The organism is Bradyrhizobium frederickii (assembly GCF_004570865.1).
GTDB classification, from domain to species: domain Bacteria; phylum Pseudomonadota; class Alphaproteobacteria; order Rhizobiales; family Xanthobacteraceae; genus Bradyrhizobium; species Bradyrhizobium frederickii.
On the sequence record NZ_SPQS01000028.1, the window covers coordinates 1 to 21,451 of the forward strand.

Annotated in this window: 14 protein-coding genes and 2 pseudogenes; 5 read left to right on the forward strand and 11 right to left on the reverse strand. The window is 57.8% G+C overall.

The annotated features are described in order from the left end of the window. Positions 1–189: transposase (locus tag E4K64_RS33440; RefSeq protein WP_167772372.1), on the forward strand; the 189-nt coding region annotated here is incomplete at its 5' end. Positions 190–340: 151 nt separating this feature from the next. On the opposite strand, the gene E4K64_RS33445 is transcribed toward E4K64_RS33440, so the two are convergent. Together E4K64_RS33445 and E4K64_RS33450 are read right to left on the reverse strand one after the other, a co-directional pair. Beyond that, entirely contained in the window at positions 341–1,651 is a 1,311-nt protein-coding gene (locus tag E4K64_RS33445; RefSeq protein WP_135167149.1) for an adenylate/guanylate cyclase domain-containing protein, read from the reverse strand. 390 nt (positions 1,652–2,041) lie between these two features. Continuing rightward, entirely contained in the window at positions 2,042–2,518 is a 477-nt protein-coding gene (locus E4K64_RS33450; RefSeq protein WP_135167150.1) for a YybH family protein, read from the reverse strand. A gap of 201 nt (positions 2,519–2,719) precedes the next feature. Here E4K64_RS33450 and E4K64_RS33455 point away from each other — a divergent pair. From E4K64_RS33455 to E4K64_RS33465, 3 genes and pseudogenes are all read left to right on the forward strand, one after another. Then, a pseudogene (locus E4K64_RS33455) lies at positions 2,720–3,198 on the forward strand (SAM-dependent methyltransferase); the annotation flags it as partial. 220 nt (positions 3,199–3,418) lie between these two features. Further along, positions 3,419–4,804 carry an adenylate/guanylate cyclase domain-containing protein gene (locus E4K64_RS33460; protein WP_347338643.1) on the forward strand — a complete coding sequence of 462 codons (1,386 nt, stop codon included), beginning with the start codon at positions 3,419–3,421 and terminating at the stop codon, positions 4,802–4,804. 346 nt (positions 4,805–5,150) lie between these two features. Next, positions 5,151–5,915 carry an outer membrane protein gene (locus E4K64_RS33465; RefSeq protein ID WP_135167151.1) on the forward strand — a complete coding sequence of 255 codons (765 nt, stop codon included), beginning with the start codon at positions 5,151–5,153 and terminating at the stop codon, positions 5,913–5,915. A gap of 115 nt (positions 5,916–6,030) precedes the next feature. On the opposite strand, the pseudogene E4K64_RS33470 reads toward E4K64_RS33465, so the two are convergent. The 6 genes and pseudogenes from E4K64_RS33470 to E4K64_RS33495 form a co-directional block, all read right to left on the reverse strand. Beyond that, positions 6,031–6,653, reverse strand: a pseudogene (locus E4K64_RS33470) (response regulator transcription factor). Between the two features lie 587 nt (positions 6,654–7,240). After that, on the reverse strand, positions 7,241–9,031 hold the full coding sequence (locus tag E4K64_RS33475; protein WP_135167152.1) for a vanadium-dependent haloperoxidase: 1,791 nt from the start codon (positions 9,029–9,031) through the stop codon (positions 7,241–7,243). Between the two features lie 420 nt (positions 9,032–9,451). Beyond that, positions 9,452–9,934 carry an SgcJ/EcaC family oxidoreductase gene (locus E4K64_RS33480; protein ID WP_167772393.1) on the reverse strand — a complete coding sequence of 161 codons (483 nt, stop codon included), beginning with the start codon at positions 9,932–9,934 and terminating at the stop codon, positions 9,452–9,454. A gap of 190 nt (positions 9,935–10,124) precedes the next feature. Continuing rightward, complete coding sequence (locus E4K64_RS33485) at positions 10,125–11,534, reverse strand: alpha/beta fold hydrolase (RefSeq protein WP_235884857.1); 1,410 nt, start codon at positions 11,532–11,534, stop codon at positions 10,125–10,127. 400 nt (positions 11,535–11,934) lie between these two features. Further along, on the reverse strand, positions 11,935–12,396 hold the full coding sequence (locus tag E4K64_RS33490; RefSeq protein ID WP_135167154.1) for a hypothetical protein: 462 nt from the start codon (positions 12,394–12,396) through the stop codon (positions 11,935–11,937). A 680-nt stretch (positions 12,397–13,076) separates the two neighbouring features. After that, positions 13,077–16,445 carry an adenylate/guanylate cyclase domain-containing protein gene (locus tag E4K64_RS33495; protein ID WP_135167155.1) on the reverse strand — a complete coding sequence of 1,123 codons (3,369 nt, stop codon included), beginning with the start codon at positions 16,443–16,445 and terminating at the stop codon, positions 13,077–13,079. Between the two features lie 106 nt (positions 16,446–16,551). On the opposite strand from E4K64_RS33495, the gene E4K64_RS33500 reads away from it, so the two are divergent. Further along, entirely contained in the window at positions 16,552–16,746 is a 195-nt protein-coding gene (locus E4K64_RS33500) for a hypothetical protein (RefSeq protein ID WP_135167156.1), read from the forward strand. Between the two features lie 243 nt (positions 16,747–16,989). Here the strand turns inward: E4K64_RS33500 and E4K64_RS33505 are convergent, their stop codons facing one another. The 3 genes from E4K64_RS33505 to E4K64_RS33515 form a co-directional block, all read right to left on the reverse strand. Continuing rightward, positions 16,990–17,544, reverse strand: coding sequence for a hypothetical protein (locus E4K64_RS33505; protein ID WP_135167157.1), 555 nt, complete (start codon positions 17,542–17,544; stop codon positions 16,990–16,992). 252 nt (positions 17,545–17,796) lie between these two features. Further along, positions 17,797–18,828, reverse strand: a complete 1,032-nt coding sequence (locus E4K64_RS33510; RefSeq protein ID WP_135167158.1) for a 5-methylcytosine restriction system specificity protein McrC — start codon at positions 18,826–18,828, stop codon at positions 17,797–17,799. A gap of 3 nt (positions 18,829–18,831) precedes the next feature. Beyond that, positions 18,832–21,249, reverse strand: coding sequence for an MrcB family domain-containing protein (locus E4K64_RS33515; protein ID WP_135167159.1), 2,418 nt, complete (start codon positions 21,247–21,249; stop codon positions 18,832–18,834). Positions 21,250–21,451: the final 202 nt, after the last annotated feature.

Here is a 21,451-nt window from a genome sequence, read left to right on the forward strand (position 1 = left end):
CATCAGCGCAAGAAGATCGAGATGAACTTCGCACACTTGAAGCGCATCCTGAAGCTTGGTCGGCTCCGATTGCGCGGCCCGCAAGGTGCCCAGGATGAGTTTGTTCTAGCCGCCATCGCCCAGAATCTGAGGCGGTTTGCATCGCTGGTCGCACGACCCCCACCGGCTCAGGCTCTGCGCAGCGCGTAGCGTAGCGTCGAAGTTGCGTAAAATGCGTCAGGGCCAGCGCTTCAGAGCGCGGCTCAACGAAGGGCCCAGCCAAATCCATTGCAGCCGACTTTTGCAACAAAATCGGCCAACAGGCGACCTTCGGCGGATCGGCGACACGGGAGCTCATATTTCAGGTAACGGCCGCGAACAAGCGCATGGGCTCAGCAAGACCTTTGAGCTCGGCCGGTCCTTGGTCGACGAACTTGAGGCCGGCGCCCGCCACTAGGTCCTTTACAGTGTTCGAGGCGAGAACTTCACTCCCTTTCGCATGCTGAGCTACCCGTGCTGCGATGTGCACAGCGATGCCGCCGACATCATCGCCCATCATTTCGACCTCACCGGTGTGGACGCCGGCCCTCACTTCGAGATCGAGCGCCCGCACAGCGCTGACGATTTCCTGGGCGCAGCGGACAGCGCGCGCCGGGCCGTCGAACAGGGCCAGGAATCCATCACCCGTAGTCTTAACTTCACGGCCGCAATACCGCCCTAGTTCCGAGCGCACCACCGCGTGATGGGCTTCCAAAGTTGAACGCCATTGCCTGTCGCCCATCAAGGAGGCTCTGCTTGTCGAGTCGACAATATCGGTGAACAGAACCGTCGAGAGGACGCGATCAGCCTCGATGGAAGGAGCCGAAACACCCATAAATTTTCTGATCTCCTCGACCAGCCGCTTCTGATCTCCCGACCATGCGAGGTGATCATTACCCGGTAGTTCGACGTAGCGCGCATCAGAGATTCTCTCTCCAAGCTCGCGGCCGGCTTGCGCGCGAATGCGCACGTCGTCGCGGCGATGCATCACCAACGTAGGAACACGGATCGACGGCAGGACCGCCGTCACGTCGATCTCGCGGTTCATGCGCATCAGGTTGATCACATCCGACGGACTGGCAGCCAAGCGCTCGAGCTTGGCGAAGCGCTCCATAGCACCGGGAATTGCGGCCGCCGACGGAGCGAAACTTGGTAGACTTTGGCCAGTTCCCCAAGTGCACCGGATATCACGCTCCAAGGCCGCAAAATCGTCAAATGGAACTGAGGCGCCTACCGTGCGCGCGTATGTGCCGAACAAGATCAGCCCGGCGACCCGCCCAGGATAGGTCGCCGCGAACAAGATCGACATCGGCCCGCCCTCCGAGACACCGAACAAATAGGCCCTCTTAGAACCCGCGGCGTCGAGCACGGCTCGGATATCATCGATTCTTTCATCCAGATGTGGAACACCGACGGCACGATCACTGAGACCCGTGCCGCGTTTGTCGAAGCGGATCAGCCGCGAGAAAGAGCCGAGGTCGTTGAAGAAACGAGCGGCGTCGGGAGTCTCCCACGACTGCTCGAGATGCGATACAAAGCCCGGCGTCATGAGTAAATCCGGACCGTCCTGTCCGCATATTTGGTACGCGACGAAGACCTCGCCGCTAGTCACATAGCGCGTCTCGACAACCATGGCTTCCCGCCAGCGTAGTCCCTTTGGGTTAGCCTACGGCTAATGGCCAAGCAGCGCAATTGAGCGGCTCATTGGGTTACCGTGGCGATAGCTGCTAGACTGCCCATGTGTGCGGCGCACCTTAGCCGGAACATTTCCGAGGTCGGCTTTAGCTCAGAGGCGGCAGCTCAGCGGCCATCGCCGTGTTCAGCTACGGACCACGCGGGCGTCGCAGCCATCCTCGAACCTGGTCCGTTCGCACCTCGCAAGCCTTCTCAAGCCGTAGAAACAGGAGCAGCTTGAAGGCTCGGCTTGGACACCGCCAAGAAGTAAAGCAGAGGCAAGGGAACGCTGCGCGACAACGCGGTCCCGCAGCAAAGTACATTCATCTCGAAGCGCAAAGTTGCCCAACTATTTTGGTGGACTGTCAGCGTTCCAGGTGTCTCGCCAATACAGCCATTTGCCGCCGACCTTTTTCGATACCGACAAGAACTTGCCGGTCTCGACAACATTGCCCGTCTTATCCTTGACTGTATAGGAGCCCGAAGACCAACCCAGATTGCCGTTTGCGCCGCCATCCTGTTTGTCGCCGAAACTGAACACAAGACCGGCTTTGGCTACGTCCGACGCCATGTTCGCCAGGGAGGTGCGAATGGCGTCGCGGCCTGTGACAGCCGGCGCATTGGGTGGCATCAGAACTGCGCGTTCGTCGTACAACTTCGCCATCGCATCGCCATCGGCGGCGGTGAAGCCTTTCAGCCACGCCTGATCAGCGGCATGGAGAGCCTTCACTTCCGCGTCTGGTCCGGCGGCCCAGGTCGGTAAGACGTCAGCGGAGAACATTATGAAGCACGCTATGACATTTGCGGCCCGGACTGCTGTGCGCATGGTTGTCCCTCCAGGTTGATGTCGGTTCGTTCAAGATATCACTTCGTGCACCCGAGGTAAGGCGGTTCCAGCGGAGTGCTCCCTACCGCCCTACTACCGGTGATGAAAAGCTCCGGGCGCTGCTGTGAGAGAGGAATTCCGCAAGCTGACGACGTCACGCGGGGAGGCGCAGGTCGCGTGCCTAATCGGAATAGATTGGTGATCCTGGTGCTCCACTTTGTTCCCGAAGCGGCCAAGGCAGTCGGTGAGACGAGTCGCGTCGTTCGGTCGGGGGACGTGGTCGCGGCAACTGTGTGGGACCATCTCGGCGGGATGCCCGGCATGCGTATGATGAGCGACACAGTGGCGGCACTCAGCGAAGGAGGGCGCCAGCTGCGGAGTCGCTATTGCTTCCAACCGATGATGCAGCCGGGCGAAATGAAGCGGACCTTTTTCGATCAGGGTCTCGTGAACATTACGGAAACGCAGTTGATGATCCGCATGGACTACCAAAGCTTTGAAGACTACTGGGCGCCGATTGCTGCGGGTGAAGGCCCGCTAGGCAAGTTTGTGGCAACCCTCGGTGCCTGGAGCGAGCACGCACCGACGCAGCGGTGCGCGATGCCTACGAAGCCGGCCGGCCCGACGGCCCGAGGTCCTTTGCGAACATGGCGTGGGCCTGCCGGGGCATTGTTCCCTAAAGCCGGCGACCAACCGACCTAAGGGGTAGCGTTCAATTCGCTGTTCTTTGTCGCATGAAAACTCGGGCCCGCCTTCTGTGTGCGGGCTGCGGTAAAAGTCGGCTAAGGCTCAAAGGCTGCCTTCGCCAGCTTCCAGGAGTTGGTCGGATCTCCTCTCCGAAGCGACCCTTGGGACGCCCTCAGCGGAAGTCAGTAACGGGCCAACAGGCGACCTGCAGACTTGCTGTTTTTCAATCGTCGGGTCAGGCTTCAGGACTGGCAGGGCAAATCCCGTCAAGCAGTGAGGACACCAATGCAACCGGCTACGCAATACGCCAAAAGCGGTGACGTTCACATCGCCTACCAGTTGTTTGGCAGTGGCCCGGTAAATCTGGTTATGGTTCCGGGGTTCGTGTCGAATGTCGAGAATTATTGGGAGGAGCCCGATCTCGCTCGCTTCTTGACCCGCTTGGGTAGCTACGCACGAGTGGTAACTTTCGACAAGCGCGGGACCGGCATGTCGGATCGTGGCGGAGAGCTCCCCGGCTTGGACCAGCGTATGGATGATCTTCGAGCCGTCATGGACGCTGCCGGCATGGAGCAGGCGGCACTCTTTGGGATTTCTGAAGGCGCTCCGCTGTCCGTCTTGTTTGCCGCAACCTATCCCGACCGCTGCCGCGCGCTGATACTCTACGGCAGCTTTTCACGATTTTCCTACTGGTTTCCGACCAAGCAGGCACTCGAAGCGTTCTTCGGCTACGTTGAGCAGGCATGGGGTACGGGAGGAAGCGTGCAGAAATTCGCGCCTTCGCGCGCAAACGACGCCGCTTTTCAACGCTGGTGGGGCCGTAACGAGCGTCTTGGTGCCAGCCCTGCCGCCGTGAAGGCTCTCATGAGCATGAACAGTCAAATTGAAATCAGCGGCATTCTTCCGGCGGTTCGAGTACCAACCCTCGTGATCCACCGGACTGGAGACAAAACTGTGAGTGTAGAAGGTGGGCGCGATGTGGCGGCGCACATTCCTGGAGCCCGTCTTTTTGAGTTGCCCGGAAGCGACCATATCTTCTACGTGGGAGAAAACGCAGACGAAATTTCCGATGCGATCGAGGAATTTTTAACTGGCTCAAGGTCTCCGGTCTCGGTTGACCGCGTCCTCGCCACAGTTCTCTTCACCGATATTGTAGGTTCAACCGAGAAAGCCGCTGCACTTGGCGATCAACGCTGGCGCGACCTTCTCGACGGCCATCACGCGACGATTCGGCGCAACCTCGCACGCTTTCGAGGCCATGAAGTGAAAACTACTGGAGACGGTTTTCTCGCCACCTTTGACGGCCCAGCCCGCGGTGTTCGCTGCGCTTGCGCTATTGTCGAGGACATGAGACCGCTTGGGATCGAGGTCCGTGCCGGGCTTCATACAGGCGAGTGCGAAATGATCGGTAGTGATGTTGGCGGTATTGCTGTTCACATAGGCGCGCGGGTCGCCGCGCTTGCCGCCAGCAGCGAGGTTTTGGTTTCGAGCACAGTCAAAGATCTAGTGGCCGGCTCTGGTTTGCGCTTTAACGATCGGGGCATCCGATCCCTTAAGGGAATCCCCGGTGAGTGGCGCATCTATGCAGTGGAGCGATAGAGACGCCTCCCGGCCTTACATGGTCTGCAATGGGTCGGAAGCGGCCCTCAACGAAATTGCCGTGAAGGTCAGCTAAGGGGCAGAAGCGGACCTTAACGAGATTGCCGTGAAGGTCAGCTACGGGCCCAACCGGCGACATCGCGGGCGCCCCCTCCAAGATTTGGATCTCCTTAGTTTGATCGGTCAATAGACCTGACACAACTAAAGCGCGCGTATTGCCGAATTTTCCCGGCTGTTGCCACCTAGGCACACCGCCCGCTGATTGAATCAGCTAGCTTCAGGCTGGAATGCGGGACACCAAAAGAACCGGCGTCGTTTGGGCTGAAACGTGGATGGAGCGAAAGTAATGAAGAAGATTTTGTTAAGTGGCGTGGCTTTGCTGGCAGTGAGCATGGCGGCACCTGCATCAGCGGCTGATCTGGCGGCTAAGCCTTACGTCAAGGCCCCGCCCCCGGTAGTCGCGCCGATCTATGATTGGACCGGTTTCTACATCGGCGCCAACGGCGGTTGGGGGCAAAGCCACGGTTGTGTGGATTTCGTGACGCCCGCAGGGACAGTCGCAGGTGGTTGCGCGGATCGCTCCGGGGGCCTCGCGGGCGGACAGATCGGGTACCGCTGGCAAACCAATCAATTTGTGCTCGGCTTAGAAGCGCAAGGAGATTGGGCCGAAATCAAGAACACGCGCGTCAGTCTGATCGATCCATTGATTTCGACTACAGGCAAGATTGACGCCATCGGGCTCTTCACGGCGCAACTCGGTTGGGCGTGGAACGCCTCGCTATTCTACGTGAAGGGTGGTGCGGCCGTGACGCGCAATCGGTTCGATATATTCAACAACGTCACCGGGGTCGGCCTAGCATCGGCTGGCCACACGCGCTGGGGCGGCGCCCTTGGCGTCGGCTGGGAGTACGGCTTCACGCCCAACTGGTCGTTCGGTATCGAATACGACCATCTCTGGATGGGGCGTGACAACGCCGGCTTCGCAGGCGTGGTTACTCCCGGAGGGTTTGTCCTCACGGGCAGCGGGGTCAGCCAGGATGTGGACATGGTCACGCTTCGGTTGAACTACCGCTTCGGTGGATACGGCGCACCGGTCGCGGCCAGATACTGATCACCTCTATCTTCGCAAACCAAAGCCCCGGCACGCCGGGGCTTTTCTGTGGTTATGATTTTCTTGGCCTTTGCTACCTTGCGGTGTCTAAGTTGGAAGAGCACGTTCGACCGCATCAATCATCGCGGCCACATTCGTTAAGCAGCAATCCGAGCCGCTGAGCTATCGTGACCAGCTCGGCCAGAGACTGCACCTTCATCTTCTCCGTCACTCGATGACGATGTGCCTTGATTGTCCGCTCCGTCGCTCCCAATTCAGACGCGATCTGCTTGTTGAGTCTTCCGCGCACGACAAGCTCGAATACCTGCCTTCACGCGCAGTCAGTGTCGCCAGCAGCGCCTGCATCTGCTGCAGCCCGCGTCGCGCGTTAAGCATAATTGCGTGGCGGGCCACTGCCTGTTCAATGGCGCCGAGCAACTGTTCCGGTGTGACCGGCTTGGTGAGGAAGTCCTCGCCACCCGCTTTTATGGTCCGCACGGTGGTGGGAATATCTTTGTAGCCAGTGAGGAAGATGATTGGTAGCGCGAAGTTGAGTGCCTTCAATTGCTGTTGCAGCTCTGGACCGCTCATTTCTGGCAGGCGCACGTCAAGTAGGATGCAGCCTGGCACCTCGTCATTCGGCAAGCGATCCAGCAGGTGCTGGGCCGAAGGATAAGCCAAAACCTCATACCCAAATCTCGTCAAGACAGCCTCTACCGCCTTACGGAAGGTCGCATTGTCATCGACGATGTGAACGATCCTACGATCACCCCCTGAAGGCACTGCTTGGTCCCCAGCCAAAAGAAAGTTATTGCACCGTCTGCCCTCGGTGGTCCGTCTAATAGTGGACGGCCGGACAATCAGATCAAGCGCCAGTCTGGAATAGGGGAAATCCAAAAACGCGGGGCGCAGAACCCGACGGCCAAGTTGGTTAGACGATCCTGTCCGCGCCACGCAAGCGAGCACGAAGTGGATGTCTGGTTCGGGTCACCGGCCGACTTCCGAACCGACTTGAGCGGTCGGCTTATCTCCTGAAGGCAGCCATAGCGGCCCCGTCAGCGAACGGCGGCAACGGGCCCACAAGCAGACTTGGCACGGAGTGTCTTCCACTCCGAGAGCCCGCTTCCATCGCTCTCCGGCCGCATCGCGGATTCGGTCGACCATCTGGTATGTCTTTGCATCCGAACTCTGATTGAGTTGAGTTCACTTTTGAGGAACGATCAGCCGGTCCGCCCGTGGAGGCGCCGCGCTGCTTCCACTAATAAGCTGTCGGGCATAGAACGCTTCCACTACTCTGCACGGGACCGGGGCGGCGCCCCACCGTAGGGGGCGCCGCCCGACTGCTGTCAGATCGTCAAGCGGCTGCCGTCAAAGCGCGTGAAGGAGAAGCCGTCGAAAGGTTCGCGGAGGGTCATGCGCTCGTCCCGCAGCATGCCGATAGCCACTTCTTCGCCGATCGCCATTGACGCCGAAGCGTCGGAACGCCAGTGGATGCCCGCCCAATTCCGTCCGAACCCGAAATTCACGGCGAGCTTGTTCAACTCTCCACCAACCGTGAGTGGCGCCCCGGTATAGGGCACGAGCCTCGTCGGGTCGGCCGGATCGGGCTGTACCGGGTTGACGATGACGCGGCTCTCGTCGAAAAACGCCTTCAATATGGTAGCTGTGACGGCACCGACGCCCGTGGCACCGCCGGGATAGGTGGAGTGAAGGGGCGCAGCGTCTGGGTAAGTTTGTGACAAAAGATAAGTGCCGTATTTGGCTTTACTGCGATTGAGGGCTTCCGATTTCAGGAAGCTATCATGCAGCGGGTAATCGCTCACGCCATTGGCGAGCCGATGGTACGCCAGACCACCGTAGGCTTCCGGTCGCAAAGCCCGGTGCACGAAATACTTCTGCCAGTAGGCCGCGCGGACGGAGTTGCTGATCGCCGTGGCGAGTAATGCCTGCACATAGGCCAGCCCGAAGGTGGCACCCGCAGGTCCCTGTGTTTTCGATTTCCGATACGGGTCAGACGGGTAGGAGATGGGCTCCGCCAGTGGATACATTCCGGAGTACCGTTGATCCGCTCCACCGCCGGGGGTCGCAAGCATCAGCGCTGCCGCCCACCCGAGTGCGGGGCCAGCGCGGACATACTCCGCGAGATCTCTTCCTGTGGTGATGTATCGCGGTGTCGAGTCAAACTGCAACCGGCGTTTCGGTGCGGCGCCGTTCTGAATCGCCAGCCACTCCTCATAGTCGGTCAGGAATTCGTTGGCCGGCAACGCGGTGCGGATTGAAGCACTGATCCACTGTGCGCCATAAGGCACGTCCCGGAGCAGGAATTGCGAGATCAGTGGGCCATCCAAAACGCCTGGAGGTGTGACCGAGCGGCCCTTTGAGTCGGTAGCGTCGAAATAAAGCGCATTAGCACGGAACAGCGTACCCGGCGTGACCCGCCCACCAGACTTAGGCCCGCGGAAATCGGCGAGCTTGTTGAGCTCCTCGGTTGCTGCAAGGACGTCTCGATTGGAGGTGTCGTCGCGCAACTCGGTAAGCGGAACGTCACGAAGCAGGGATTGCCAATATACTTCGACCGCCTCGCCGCCGCGCTCCGCGCTTGCTAGGGTTGGCGCCGGCGGAATCGCAACCTGGGTGGGGTTTATGCCGCTGAGACTGACAGCTAACGTGCCGACGGGATTGACCAGCTTGCGCGTGCCGCCGAGCGGGATACTTTCGAAATCAGCGGGATCGCCCGATTGGCAAGCGGCATAGAGCGCCTGCCATGCCAGCTGCTCCACTTCGCCGCGTTTGTCGTGCGGCAGACCGCGTGAATCCGAACCGATCTTATTGGTATAGCGCGCCTCATCGCCATTCGTCGGGTGCATCGCGATAGGAATTTTCTCGTTGTTCCGCGCGCAGGCTTCTCGAATTTCTAAGGCGCGGCGCTTGAAAGCGGCGTCAAGCGGTCGCGGGTCCGTGCTCACAGGCTCGGCCGCGGCCGCTGCAATCCCGAGCATATTAGGTGGAGATGCAATCATGGCGGCGCCAGCCGCGATGCCGGCGCTGCCGAGCAGCGAGCGGCGAGTGACCGGGGCGGTCGGCGGGGCCGGCGGTGCTAGGTTCGATTCAATCGGAATGGTGGGGTGGTCAACCATGGAGAGTCTCCTTCCTCGCAGGCACCGTCTCTCGGCCGCGTTTTCAGGACTCAATGGAATTCGGCCGCGGATACGCGCACCCGCGTTAAAATGCGAATGTTGAAGGACCGGCGAAAAAGGAAGTCGGTGATTTCGAGTGCAATGCCTGCCGATGGCGCGACTGCTGTCCGTTCAGTCCCGCGAGGAATTCGGCATTTTCCCGCCGGCGCCGACAGCTTTTTAAAGACTATACGATCTCATGCATCCTGAAAAGACGCCTGATCTGTGGACGATTTCCGCTTCGGGTCAAAATGCGAAGAACTCAACCTGAGCAAATCTTGTCCGCCCTGCTTGATAAGCCGACTTCGTGGAGCGATGACGCCACTTCGCCGAAGCGCGAGGCGGCGAGCCCCCCGCTCCAGATGGCTCCAGCGCCTACCTCTATTTCGAAGACTTAACATCGATATTGTAGAATGCTTCCATTAACCAGCGACCATCCCGTCGAACAAACACTTCCATTAGACGTGTTCTGCTTACACCGTCAGTTGATAAAGCGGCGCCGCTCGGTGTTGCCTTGAGGGCATGTATCTCGTTGTCAATATCCACGACGGCCACGTCGTCCGTAATGAAACGAAGCCGTCGAATGGTTTGCTTCTTTGTGGTTCCTTTGAAGATGCCCCCAAGGATTTGAAGTTGTCGCTGGCAGAAGACGTCTTTGCCAGACATATCAGCTCCCGACGTATTGAACGCAGAGATGTCCGGCGCTGCGGATTGGCAAAACCGAATTCCGTCACCGGCGTCCCATGCCGACACTTGATCCGCGACAATTGCGCGTATGGCAGCTTCCCGGGTCTCCTCTTGGGCGCTTGCGGAAAGCGACATCGCTATCGCTAAAAAGGTCAGGCCAAAGAGATTTCTGATCATCTCAAACTCCATTGCGAGCTAATCGGTTCGTGTCAATTGCCTTCGAGGAACAATAGTTTCATGTGTTCGATTTGCGCTGCCTGCCGAGGGATGATCTCCACTTTCATTCGGATATGAGATCTTATGGAAGAAGTCGCACAGTGACTGACCGAGCTAAATTAGATGAGCAGCGATACTGGTCCCAAGAAAACTAAAGAAGGAATTTGCGTAGTTCTTCTTGAAATATTGGCGCGCCGGGATCCTGTGGTAGCAGCATATGGTTTTTCCCAGGGAGTGCTACAAACCTCGCTCCGGGAATTTCCGCAGCTAAGTCACGGCCAGAGGCGACCGGCACTCTGCGTTCATCGCGAACATGCATAACAAGCGTTGGCGCCTTCACGTGCTTGAGTAAAGGCCGAACATCAAAGTCGGACACCGTTTCGATATAGCGCACGGCGCACTCGGCTGAGGCGCTTAGACGTTGAAGCTCATTGAAGGCGTCTACTTGTTCCTTCGTGCCATCCGGCAACATCGAGGCGGTGAACAGTTGCCGGAAAGTCGGGTCATCTGCGCCCCACCCAAGTTTCATCAGCGTTTTCATTGCAGCAAACCGTTCTCGATCAGCGGCCGAGAAGTTAGGGTTTTTGTTCGCACCAACGGCGAATCCACCGTAAAGAACTAGGTGCGAGACGCGTTCGGGATGCCGCGCTGCAAATGCGATCGAAACCACGCAGCCCTGCGAAAACCCGAGCAGCGGAAACCTGTCGAGACCGGCCGCGTCGGCTACGCTCTCCATGTCCTTGACCCAGGCATCAAGGGAGAGCTCTCCGACATCCCAGTCAGACAGACCGTTGCCACGCGCATCGTACCTTACGAGGGTAAATGACGAAGCAAGTCCAAGCAGGAAATCGCGCTGGAGCGGAAAATCCCAGTCATATTCGAGATGGCCAAGCCAATGCGCCGATTTCAACAGACCAGGTCCTGTACCCACTTTCGCATAGGCTAACCGCACACCATCCGTGGCTCTGCAATAGCGAATTTCCTGTTTGAGGTTGGCTGCCGACAGAACTCGCGTTGCGGGCGATCCTTCCTCGTTCAGGTCAATCGCATAGACTTCGATTGGCCGCGCGATGTTCTTTAGATTCTGCCGGCCTAACTCGCGCAAAGGGAAGTTAAGCTTGCCATCGATCTGGTCAAGGACTTGGCGAGAGATGCATATTCCACCGCGCATCGCGATGCCTTCAAGTCGGGCAGCTACGTTGACGCCATCCCCAAATATATCACCCTCGTCCTCAATGATGTCGCCGACGTTGATCCCAACCCGGAATTCAATACGCCGGGCCTGAGGTACGTTTGCGTTCCTGTCGACCATTCCGCGTTGAACTTCGACCGCACATTTCACAGCTTCGACGGCGCTTGAAAACTCCACCAACATGCCATCGCCGGTTGTCTTGATCAGGCGCCCTCGATGGGATTTGAGTTTGTGATCAACGAGCTCTCGGCGATGCGCTTTCAATCCAGCAAGCGTGCCTTCCTCATCTTCGCCCATCAGCCGTGAATAGCCGGCGACGTCAGCCGCCAAAATTGCCGCTAGCCGGCGCTCCACCTGAACGTCTACCACTGATAATCCTCAGTTACGTCAGTGATCAAACAATTGTTCGAATGGTGAGGGCACCCGATTGCCCGTCAAAAAACTTGCCTAGACTAGGCGCAGTTTGGGCAGGTCTGCATTGGTCCAAAATGGAACCGCTGCAATGTGCGCTTCGACTTCCGCTAATTTGGAGGCCAGTCAAATCATCTGCTGTCCGCAAACTGCCAGGCAGGCCCTTCGATTAGATCCGCGCTCGGAGAACTTGAGATCCGTCCCTGCGACCAAGTCGGTTACGACCCGAGAGACAAGCACTTCGCTACTAGGGACCGACATGACGCGGGCCGCGGCGTGAACCGGGAGCACGGGCTTCGGAGGATTTGACCACCCCCACCCCCTTTGCGCCACATTCAGAGAGCAGCCGAGGCTCACCTCATCGGTGGGGCTGTTGTTCTCCCTCTGGAGGATTGGCCGTCAGATATGACGTTGCCATCGTGAGCAAGTGCACCGCTGCGGTCCCCAGCTTTTGCAAATCTGTCTCCATGACGTAAGCCCCGGCGGCGCGACGATATGCAATGGCGACGGTGGCATAGGCATCCGTAATAAAACCGGCAGTACTATCGACCACGTCGGCTCCACGCTCGTCCCGCGCTCTGACCACCTTGAGTGCAGCCGCGGCGGTCGACTCAGCGATCTGGGCATCTTCAGCTGTCGAGTCTGCGATCCCCGGATGACAAGCGGCTGATGCGCCTTCGACTGCTTCGTAGAAGCGCTGCTTTCGCACGGAGTCTGCGGCCAAGTAGGCCTTGAGAAAACGTCGTGCTCTTGCCTCAAGATAAATCCGGTCCTGGCGGATCTTCTTTCGCTGCCTGCTAGCCTTCAGAAACCCAAACACTAGACTCTCTTAGGTTTGAAGAGCTTGTCTATCCTGCCTGCGGGGAGAAGGCTGGCGTACACCCGGCCTTCGCGCACCGGCGCTCTAACGTCATTCCAAATTGCCAAGGCCGCCGTCCTTCCAAATAGCTGCCGGGACGATAGGGTTGTAATGCTTCAAATCGCAGGATGCTGTCCTGTGTTCGTTTAAGTTCGGCCGGGAGTTTTTTGTTCCCGCAGCTCCGAGGCCTGAAAGCCGCAATCTTTGCATCTCAACGGCCTTAATCGGCGCCTCGGTCAAATGCTACGCCCATCTACCCGCCTAAAAAGCGTCCGCTTGCGGGAAATGACTCCGACTTTAGATCCCAGTGGCTTTTTGTATTTATTTCTGAACTTTTGCGTGCGAACCAGGCTCGCGACCGTAAAAGTCTAGGATGCGAACACAACTTCACAAGTCCCCTCCGGGTCGCCAGCGTCGATTTGGCCGCGTTCTCACCACGTCCGGTCTGGCGGCGGCTGCTGACGTGCCGGGCTCGGTCGCGATCTTCGCCCTCGGACCAGAAGCAGAAGCGCAGTTCCGCTCTCGAACCACCACTTGCCCCTGCTCGGGGCAGCTTGATGCACAACCTTGTGCGTGAGGAGTGAAGCTATTGAGATGCCGTGTCTGGCATCTTCACAGACGAGCTCGGAGATAGGTTCGTGCTAGGCGCAGAGTTCTTCTAAGAGTGCCTTGCTGTCCTTCAAGTCGCGAACATCGAAGCCCTCGTCGAACCAATCGTAGACTGGGGCGAGAAGGTCGCGTGCTTCATCACCCTTGCCCTGGCGACGCCAGAGCCGGGCCAGAGTGACGGCGGAGCGGACCTCCCAGAGTTTCGCCTCCTGTTGGCGAGCAATAGCAATGGAGTGTCGAAACTCGGTCTCAGCCTCGGCCTCGGCGTCCGGCCGAGCCGTCAGCATCAACTCGCCTCGTCGCCGATGCAGCTCGGCCTCGAACCATCGCACCCCCAATTTCTGGGTCAGTACCAAGGCGTCGGAGAGTTGACCGAGGCCCGTTTCAAATCGTGCTCTCTTTGCCTCAGCTGCCGCGAGCTGCGCAAGGTAGAACGGAAGAGTCCATGCTGCGCCTGACGCCTGAAATCCTTCGATACCGCGTCGCAGTAAGTCCACCCCGGCCTCGGCGTCGCCGGCTTCGGCCAGCGTCCAACCGCGATAGGCGGTCCCCATCGCGAGAAAGAAGGCAAAGCGCTGCTCCGAGGTAAGCGCAACTAGCTCCTCTGCCAGTTGCGCGACCATACCCACGTCATCGAGGACGAAATGCAACCGGCAAGCGACGCTCAGCGCGAAGGCAAGGCTGATCGGATGGGAGGACCCGCGGGCCTCCGAGACTGCCTCACTGCTCTGAACAAGCGCCTGATCGGGAAATCCAAGAAGGCTATAGGTTAGCGAGAGGAACGAAAGCATCGCCACGCGGGCGTTTTCTGCGAACAGTGCCGTCAAAGAGCGCTGCTGCGACGGATCGTAAAGGGCAAGCCCCTGCTCGAGATGGACGCGCGCCGAGGCAAATTGTCCGCGATGAAGGCAACTGTCGCCGACAGCCCGATGACCGGCGACAAGAATGGCCGCATCGTTCTGTCGTCCGGCCAAATCTAGCAGTTCCTCAGCGATGCGATGCGAACGGTCCGTTTCGCCACGCACATGATAGTGCACGAACTGCCCCCAGAGCGTCTTGAGCAGGTTCGGCCGGTCGTTCAGTAACTCGCAAAGGCGGCGAGCCCGGGCATAAGCCTTGCCGGTCTCTTCGGCCGCATGTCCCTTCGCAGCGATCAGTGCGCCGCCGAGCGCAAGTTGGAGGTCGGTTTCGGTGCCTTGGCGTCCGGCGGTTTCGGGCAGATGGGATAGCAGATCGAGCGCTTTTCGCATCTGCGCGATTGCTTCTGTCATTGCCGATCGAGCTTTTGAGCGCTCACCTGCTTCCTGCCAATACGACACTGCCTTTTCGATTAGACCTGCATGCGTGCAATGCTGGGCTAGGATCTCCGGTCGCTCTTGAATGCCCTTATAGAGCCTCTCCTCAAGCGCGCCCACGATTCGCGCGTGCAGCTCGCGGCGTTGGCTGCGCAACAGCGTGCTGTACGCCGCATCTTGGATCAGTGCGTGTTTGAACAAGAAATTGGCGTCAGGCGGTTCGCCACGCCCAAACATGAGCTCGGCATTGATTAGCCGATCAAGTGCCGCCTGCAGCTCGTTGTCGCATCGCTGTACAACTGCGGCAAGCAGGTCGTAGGAAAACTCGCGGCCGATGGCCGCGCCGACTTGCGCCACTTCCTTAGCTATCGGACCGATTCGGTCGAGTCGGGCCATCAATGAAGCATGAAGCGTGGCCGGCACAGCAAGTCCCGGTAGCGGCGCTAAGGAGATGGTTCGCGTGATCCCCTCCTTGCTAGTTTCGAGCACCGTTTTGGTCAACTCCTCAACGAACAGCGGCACGCCATCCGTTCGTTCTGCAATCTCATTAACAATTTCGGTCGGCAACGTCCGGCTGCCGGCCACGCTTCGGATCAGCGCGGCACCCGCTTTCTGGTCCAGCCGGTTCATCACAAGCAAACTGACGTGCGGCTTTCCGCTCCATACCAGCTGGAGCTCGGGGCGGTAGGTGATCAGGACCAAAACTGGTAGGCTTGCTACGCGATCGACCGTCCGGTCCAGCAGCTCGCGCGAGCTCGGATCGATCCACTGCATGTCCTCGAACACCACCATGACTGGGTGTTGTTCTGCAAGAGTTTCAAGCTGGCGGACCAGAGCGGCGAAGCTTCTCTCCTTCTTTTGTTGCGGCGTAGCAGCAGCCGGCAGATACAGGTCACCGCTGGGAATCGACAGCAACTCGGCCAGGATCGCCACGTCCTCGTCGGACGGAAATGCTGGGGATAGTAGCAGTGAGAGCTTGTTGAGCTTCACTTTTGGTGCGTCCTCACGATCGAAACCAGCAGCTCTCTGGAGTTGGGCAATGAAGGGGTAGAGCGCACTTTCCTGATGATGCGGCGAGCAGAAATATCGCAAGTAGGTATGCGGCTCGCGCTCGATATGCTCCTGGAGAGCCGCAACCAGGCGAGACTTGCCAATGCCAGCCTCGCCGACGAGCAGCATTACTTGGCCGCTACCCGCCTTCGCAAGGTCCCAGCTCCGCTCCAGTCGCGCGAGTTCTTCCTCACGCCCAACCAGCGGAGCGAGCATCGAAGGGTGCAACGCCTCGAAGCGGCTTTCGACCGTTCCCTCATGAAGCACTCGCCAGGCTTGCACCGGGGCAGCAAAGCCTTTCAGAGCCACCGCGCCGAGGTTCGCGTAGTCAAAAAGCCCGCCGATGAGCCGTCGCGTGTCCTCAGCGATGACCACACCATCTGGTTCAGCGAGCGCTTGCAGCCGAGCAGCAAGGTTCGGCGTCTCGCCGAGGACCGCCTGTGTCTCTGCAGCCTCGCTGCCGATAAGGTCACCTACGATGACGAGACCAGTCGCGAGCCCAAGGCGAACCCGCAGCTCCAACTCGGGCGGCCCTCCAGGCACATGCCTAGTCGCGGCGATCTCAAGGGCAGCGCGCACGCTGCGTTCGGCATCGTCCTCGTGCGCTGAAGGATGGCCGAAGAGGATGAGCATGCCGTCTCCGATGTAGCGGCTGATGGTTCCGCCGTGTTTGCGGACGATCGCCGCTACGCTATCGCGGTACTTGGCGATAATGTCCCGTAGATCTTCTGGATCGAGCTTTGTCGCAAGTGCTGTCGAGCCGACAAGGTCGCAGAACATAACTGTGAGCTGGCGGCGCTCGGCGGAAGAAGTTGATACGAGTGATAAGCTCGAGCGCTCGGTGACCCGTGCCGTTATGGAGGTCGATGCACCGGCACCCGCCATGCCTTGCGGCAGTACTGTTGACGTGAGCGCCGCACCGCAGTCGCCACAGAAGTTCTTTCCTTTCGGATTGTCGGCTCCGCACGCGGAGCAGCGAAAGGTTAGCGGCGCGCCGCAATCGTCGCAGACCTTCTTTCCCTCGGGGGTGACTTTGCCGCACTTCGGGCAATCCATGCCGCACCCAATCGAGTTTCGACCGATATGAGGTCGCGTCGGTCGGTGGGCGCCCCTTCAGAGCGCTCTCGACGATACTCTTCCAGCTGCCTACCAAGCACCAAGAATGATCAAGGTCACAACGGTCAGGAAGGAGATAGAGGCGATCGTCACAGGGACAATGAGCCAGCCGGATGTCATCGTTGCCTCCCGAGCGTTTGTCTCGAAAAGCTTAAGCTCGCAGGTACCACAAAATTATGAACTAGCTAACACTCTGCGGCTGAAGCCCATTTTCAATCTTAGAAAGCTGACCACCGCCTGATACGACCGGAACGCGAGAATGGTGCTGCAGCAAATATCCGCACTTGCGCTTGACGGATAACTAAGGCGAGAGGGCGCCGCTCCCGCATGATCATGTCGATTGCCGATGACGCCGCCTTCCGCCTCGACCTTTGGATGCTGGTGGGCGGCAAGTTGAACTTTCCGCAGCAATCGTGCGTGGTAACGGCTTCAATTCACTGATGACCGCTGGGGGCCAGGCGGAAACCTAAGGCAGCGCCTGCGGCTACACCGATGATCCCAGGAAGCTTTTTATAGGTCGCAGGGCGTCAATGGCGGGAATGGTGCGATAGGCTTGCTGGTTTGAACACCAAGGATATGGCAACGCCCCAAGCCAACGCATGATCGGCTCCGAGGTCTCGGCAGGGAGTACGCACATAACTTCGATGTCGATCGCGAGCTTGCTCACGCGCTTATCGTCGCCGGAACTAAAATGCCAATTGTATCGTCCGCATCCCACGCGAATGGCACCTCCCTGCTTTGCAGACATTCCGACGAGCCAATCGCATTGGAAGTGCGGAAGGTAGTCTGCACTTGGTCGCGAGAGACAAAACGTACGCACATTCTGGTATTGGTCTCCGAAGCTTGTCACCAGAACTTGAGTGATTTCATCCAATCCCTTCGCTGAGCTTGGAAACGATATGGCATCCGTCTTTATAGTCATTTCCAATTCGCAGTCCGCTGCGAATGCATCTTTCATCAATTGCGGACGGTTAGTATCCTTCGCCAAAATATAGGTGCTGAGCGCATCGGTAGCGTTGATAGCCGACGGTCGGTTCATGACTTGAACTCCACGGTCCGGGCCCGCTCCAGCGGTGCACCTAATTAAGCCGAAGGAACCCTAGGGACAAGTCGTAGATGTCTGCTGTGGGTTCAGAAGCGGATGGTAAAGCTGCAGCGGCGCGGCGTACGCTTTCTTGCCAGAACCTGACATCATTCGGATATGAGATCTTATGGAAGAACTGAGCCAGCGGACTACGAAGCTGACCATCTGGCGTGAAGACCCAAGCGCCGGTCATGGCACCGCGCGCTCCTAAAGCATCAGCTCCCGAAGCTCCTTGTCGATCGCCCGCCAGGGTGCGTTGAGATCGATGGTGTAAATCGAGACCGTCCTACCCGCGATCTCATATCGCTGCCGAATCTGGCGATCCACACGAGGATAGACAAGCACTCCGCTTGCTTGGACATCCCCAACCCGACGTGCATTCAGAAGATAGCTGCATATTTGGTATAGATTGTCGCTGTGAAACTTTTCGCTGCCAAAATAGGACCCAACGCTCCGCTGGTAAAACTTGGCATCAATGATGCGATATTCGCCAAGACGGAAGGCTGAAATGTCGGTCTGCATTCGTGGCAGCAACCGTAACTCCGGATCTGTCGCACTGGTCGCTTGCCAGGCGATGTTTTCGCTCTTGACCTTCCACCCGGAACATTCGCGCGCGATGAAGTTAAACAGAAACGACTGAAATAGGAGTGCCATTTTCGCTTCGTCTCGCGTGAAGTCTCGAAACTTCGTCTCCCCAGTCCTTTCATCCACCAGCAACGACTCAAACACGAGTTTGCATACGCCCAGTAAGAATCGATAAAAGAGATTGTTGGAGGTCACGCGCACCCTTTCGAAATCTCTTTGAGAGAGCCGGAAAGGGCGTATGCCATGTAATAACTGGGCCGTACGATAGGCCCTATGCCGAAGCTTCGGATCCAGCTCCTTTACCTCGAGCAACGCAACCAAAGTTGATTTCAGGATCCGATTTGCGAGGGTGTCGACCGTCAGCTCGTCGAAACGGCAGTGAGCACGTCCTTGGAAGAACAACGAGCGGCGCAAGCTGTGAGATATATCAATACGGCCACGAATTCCGCTAAGCTCCTCCTCCCGAACGTCATAGCTTTGCTCTAAGCCTCGGCGTGCGAGATGATGAATGCCATCACAAAGCACAAGGGCGAACAAGTCGGCCAGCTCCGTTGATTGCAAGGGACTGACGTCAACAAGTCTACCCTGATCCAGTCTATCCCACGCGTAGCAGAGCAAATAGTAGAGGTTTGCAATCGGAATTGGCGATCCCATGGCCTAGGCCTTGAGCAGCTTCTTGCGCCACTCTTCGGCACGGGCACCCTCGTACCAATACTCTCGGAGCAAGGGAGTGATTTCGAGATCAACTACCTCATTATAGGCGTCTTCGACATCTCCGGTCATTGGGAGATCACAGAAAAAGCTATGCCCAATCACAAAGCCAGGTCCCAGATCCCGATCTTCGGCGATGATTTTGTTCAGTTCACTGAAGCTCTGCTTGAGATGCGAGAAGAGATCGTCTGACATGCCCCTAGACAACATGTGAGATCGGAACTGCTCGGTCTCAAAGCCTGGCATGATGCTGAAAAAATCAAATCGGCGGCGTAGAGCATAATCGACAAGCGCCAAAGATCGATCCGCGGTGTTCATAAGGCCGACGATATGAACGTTTTCCGGCACATAGAACCGCGCATCTTCGTCTGTCGAATACGCCAATTCAACCGCGTAGAGCTCTGTTCGTTTATCGCCTTCAATAAGCATCAAAAGCTCACCGAAGACTTTGCTCAGGTTGGCTCGATTGATCTCGTCGATGACAAAGACATATGGCCGAGCCGGATCCGCGAGCGCGCGTCGACAGAACCGCATGAAAACACCGTCCCGCCGCTCAAATCCACCCTTGCCATCGGGCCGATAGCCTTGAACGAAATCCTCATAGGCATATGAAGCATGGAATTGCACCATCCCAACCCGATCTGATTCCAGCGCTTGAGTTGCTGCTTGCGCCAACCGCCGGGCCAAGAATGTCTTGCCGACCCCGGGCGGCCCTTGCAAGACAAGGTTCTTTTTCAACTCCAATCGTTGGAGTAATCTTTCAAAAAACTCGCGCTCAACAAATATGTCTTTCAAGAGATCGGCTAATGATAGCTCCTGCACAGGCCGATGATTAACCGCCTTGTCTGTCGAATGAAGCGTACGCTCATATCGAGCGATCACAGTATCCAAGCGCTCTGTTAGCTTATTCAATTCTAGACCGTCGGGAACAATAAAGGCGGCGTCTACGAACGAGTCGCCATAGCGTTCTGCCTCTCTGCCATGCTTCTCGCGTAGCAGATCTGCCACCGTGCTCAATTCAGAAGTATGGTCCCAGCTCTTTTCAGGTGGATTGGTTTCGCTGACACCTAAAGCAAGGATCAGAACCTTTGCTTCTCGATAATAAAGGAGGACCGGATAGATGCCTTCGCTTACCTTTTGGCCAGGAGCCAAGAAGGCAACCCAAGGCACTCGAGAGAAAACGCCCTGACCGAAGCTAACCTTTACTTGAAGGCTGCCATATTCCTTCGGGTACTCGCTTGTGCGCAGATCTTGGCCCGCATCCGCTTGAGCCAAGAACCTGGAAACGAGATCGCCAATCAAGTCCTTCGGCACTATCGAGAATCCTAGCTTCCTTAGGATTCGAAACGACGCTGTATCGTCTCCTCCAGAAAATTCATTCCTGGGCAGCTCTTTTCCCGTGGCATGCTTGTAAGCAAGTGAAAAAATAAGCTTGGGCGGGTATCGCTGTCCATCTTCCACAAGGTCATATTTTGACGACCTCGCATCCGACGGCATCCCTCCGAGTTTGAGCTCCTGGATGGCCTGTCGCACGTGGCGTGCGGCTATCGCCGAACTATCAGCTTGCCAATCCTGCTGCCACAGCTCCCGAAGTGGGCTCCTATAGTAGTCCAACTCTGCCGTGCCATATTCTTGCTCGAGCTTCGCTCTCGTCTGGTACAGCAGCCTGTCAAGCTCTACTGCCGACATCTTGTTCGTTTCTGGAGAGGATACGCCCGCGAAGCGCTCAGCAAGCGCTTTACGATCGCCTGCGGAAAACACCCTCTCGAATTCATCAGGAAATAGAAGATGAAGAATCATGTGCCGGAATTGACGCGCTTGCGCGTCGGGCACGGATTGTAGCCACTCTGCGAATTCCCACGGACGGGTTAGCAGCAGAGCTTGGCGCTCCTGATTCAATTGTCGGAATGAAAGAAGGAAGTTCAAGCAGAAGGTTAGCTCTCTGGGACGGTGGTTGCTGTACCCAGGCCCGCCGCTTCCGATACCGGAGAGAACGTCGTCGGCCAGCCATTCACTGCCCGTAGGATATGGCGTCTGTGACCACTCCCAGATAGTCTTGATATTTTCGCGCTTTCGCTCGGCAGAGATGTTGCTGGGACACAACAATAACAGCCATAGTACTTCTGCTGCCAGCTGCTTCACCAAACTCGTGCATGCGCTGAGCTGATCCTGGAGCTTCGCCGAGAACGGTCGATCAGTTTCGTCGGGAGCTTGGGTAAAGACACGATCTAATTCCTGTAGGTTCGCAGTCGACCAGACCTGATCAGCAGTAAAAATTGAACGACCTCGTAGTAAAGCGACATCACGCCAGTTCTGCGCGGCAGTCAGCACTTTTGGAGCACCTGTGGGATAAAAGCGACTCACTGCCCCTCCTAATTCTTCTTTGCTTGGCGAATCAGACTTCGAATCTAATCCAGAACGCAGCGCTGAAACACAGACAGCACGCTAGCACGGACGTCTTGGGCATCAGCGCTGCAGCCCGCGCTGAAGCACAAGTGGAGTTTCGAACTCAGAAACTCTGGAAAATAATCGGGGCCGCTCAGAGCTGCCCGTTCGCTCAAGTGCT

Coding starts and splice junctions, on each gene's coding strand:
- E4K64_RS33445 (WP_135167149.1), bottom strand. CDS start 1,651: ATGGTTGTCGAGACGCGCTATGTGACTAGCGGCGAGGTCTTCGTCGCG.
- E4K64_RS33450 (WP_135167150.1), bottom strand. CDS start 2,518: ATGCGCACAGCAGTCCGGGCCGCAAATGTCATAGCGTGCTTCATAATG.
- E4K64_RS33465 (WP_135167151.1), top strand. CDS start 5,151: ATGAAGAAGATTTTGTTAAGTGGCGTGGCTTTGCTGGCAGTGAGCATG.
- E4K64_RS33475 (WP_135167152.1), bottom strand. CDS start 9,031: ATGGTTGACCACCCCACCATTCCGATTGAATCGAACCTAGCACCGCCG.
- E4K64_RS33480 (WP_167772393.1), bottom strand. CDS start 9,934: ATGATCAGAAATCTCTTTGGCCTGACCTTTTTAGCGATAGCGATGTCG.
- E4K64_RS33495 (WP_135167155.1), bottom strand. CDS start 16,445: ATGGATTGCCCGAAGTGCGGCAAAGTCACCCCCGAGGGAAAGAAGGTC.
- E4K64_RS33500 (WP_135167156.1), top strand. CDS start 16,552: ATGATCAAGGTCACAACGGTCAGGAAGGAGATAGAGGCGATCGTCACA.
- E4K64_RS33505 (WP_135167157.1), bottom strand. CDS start 17,544: ATGAACCGACCGTCGGCTATCAACGCTACCGATGCGCTCAGCACCTAT.
- E4K64_RS33510 (WP_135167158.1), bottom strand. CDS start 18,828: ATGGGATCGCCAATTCCGATTGCAAACCTCTACTATTTGCTCTGCTAC.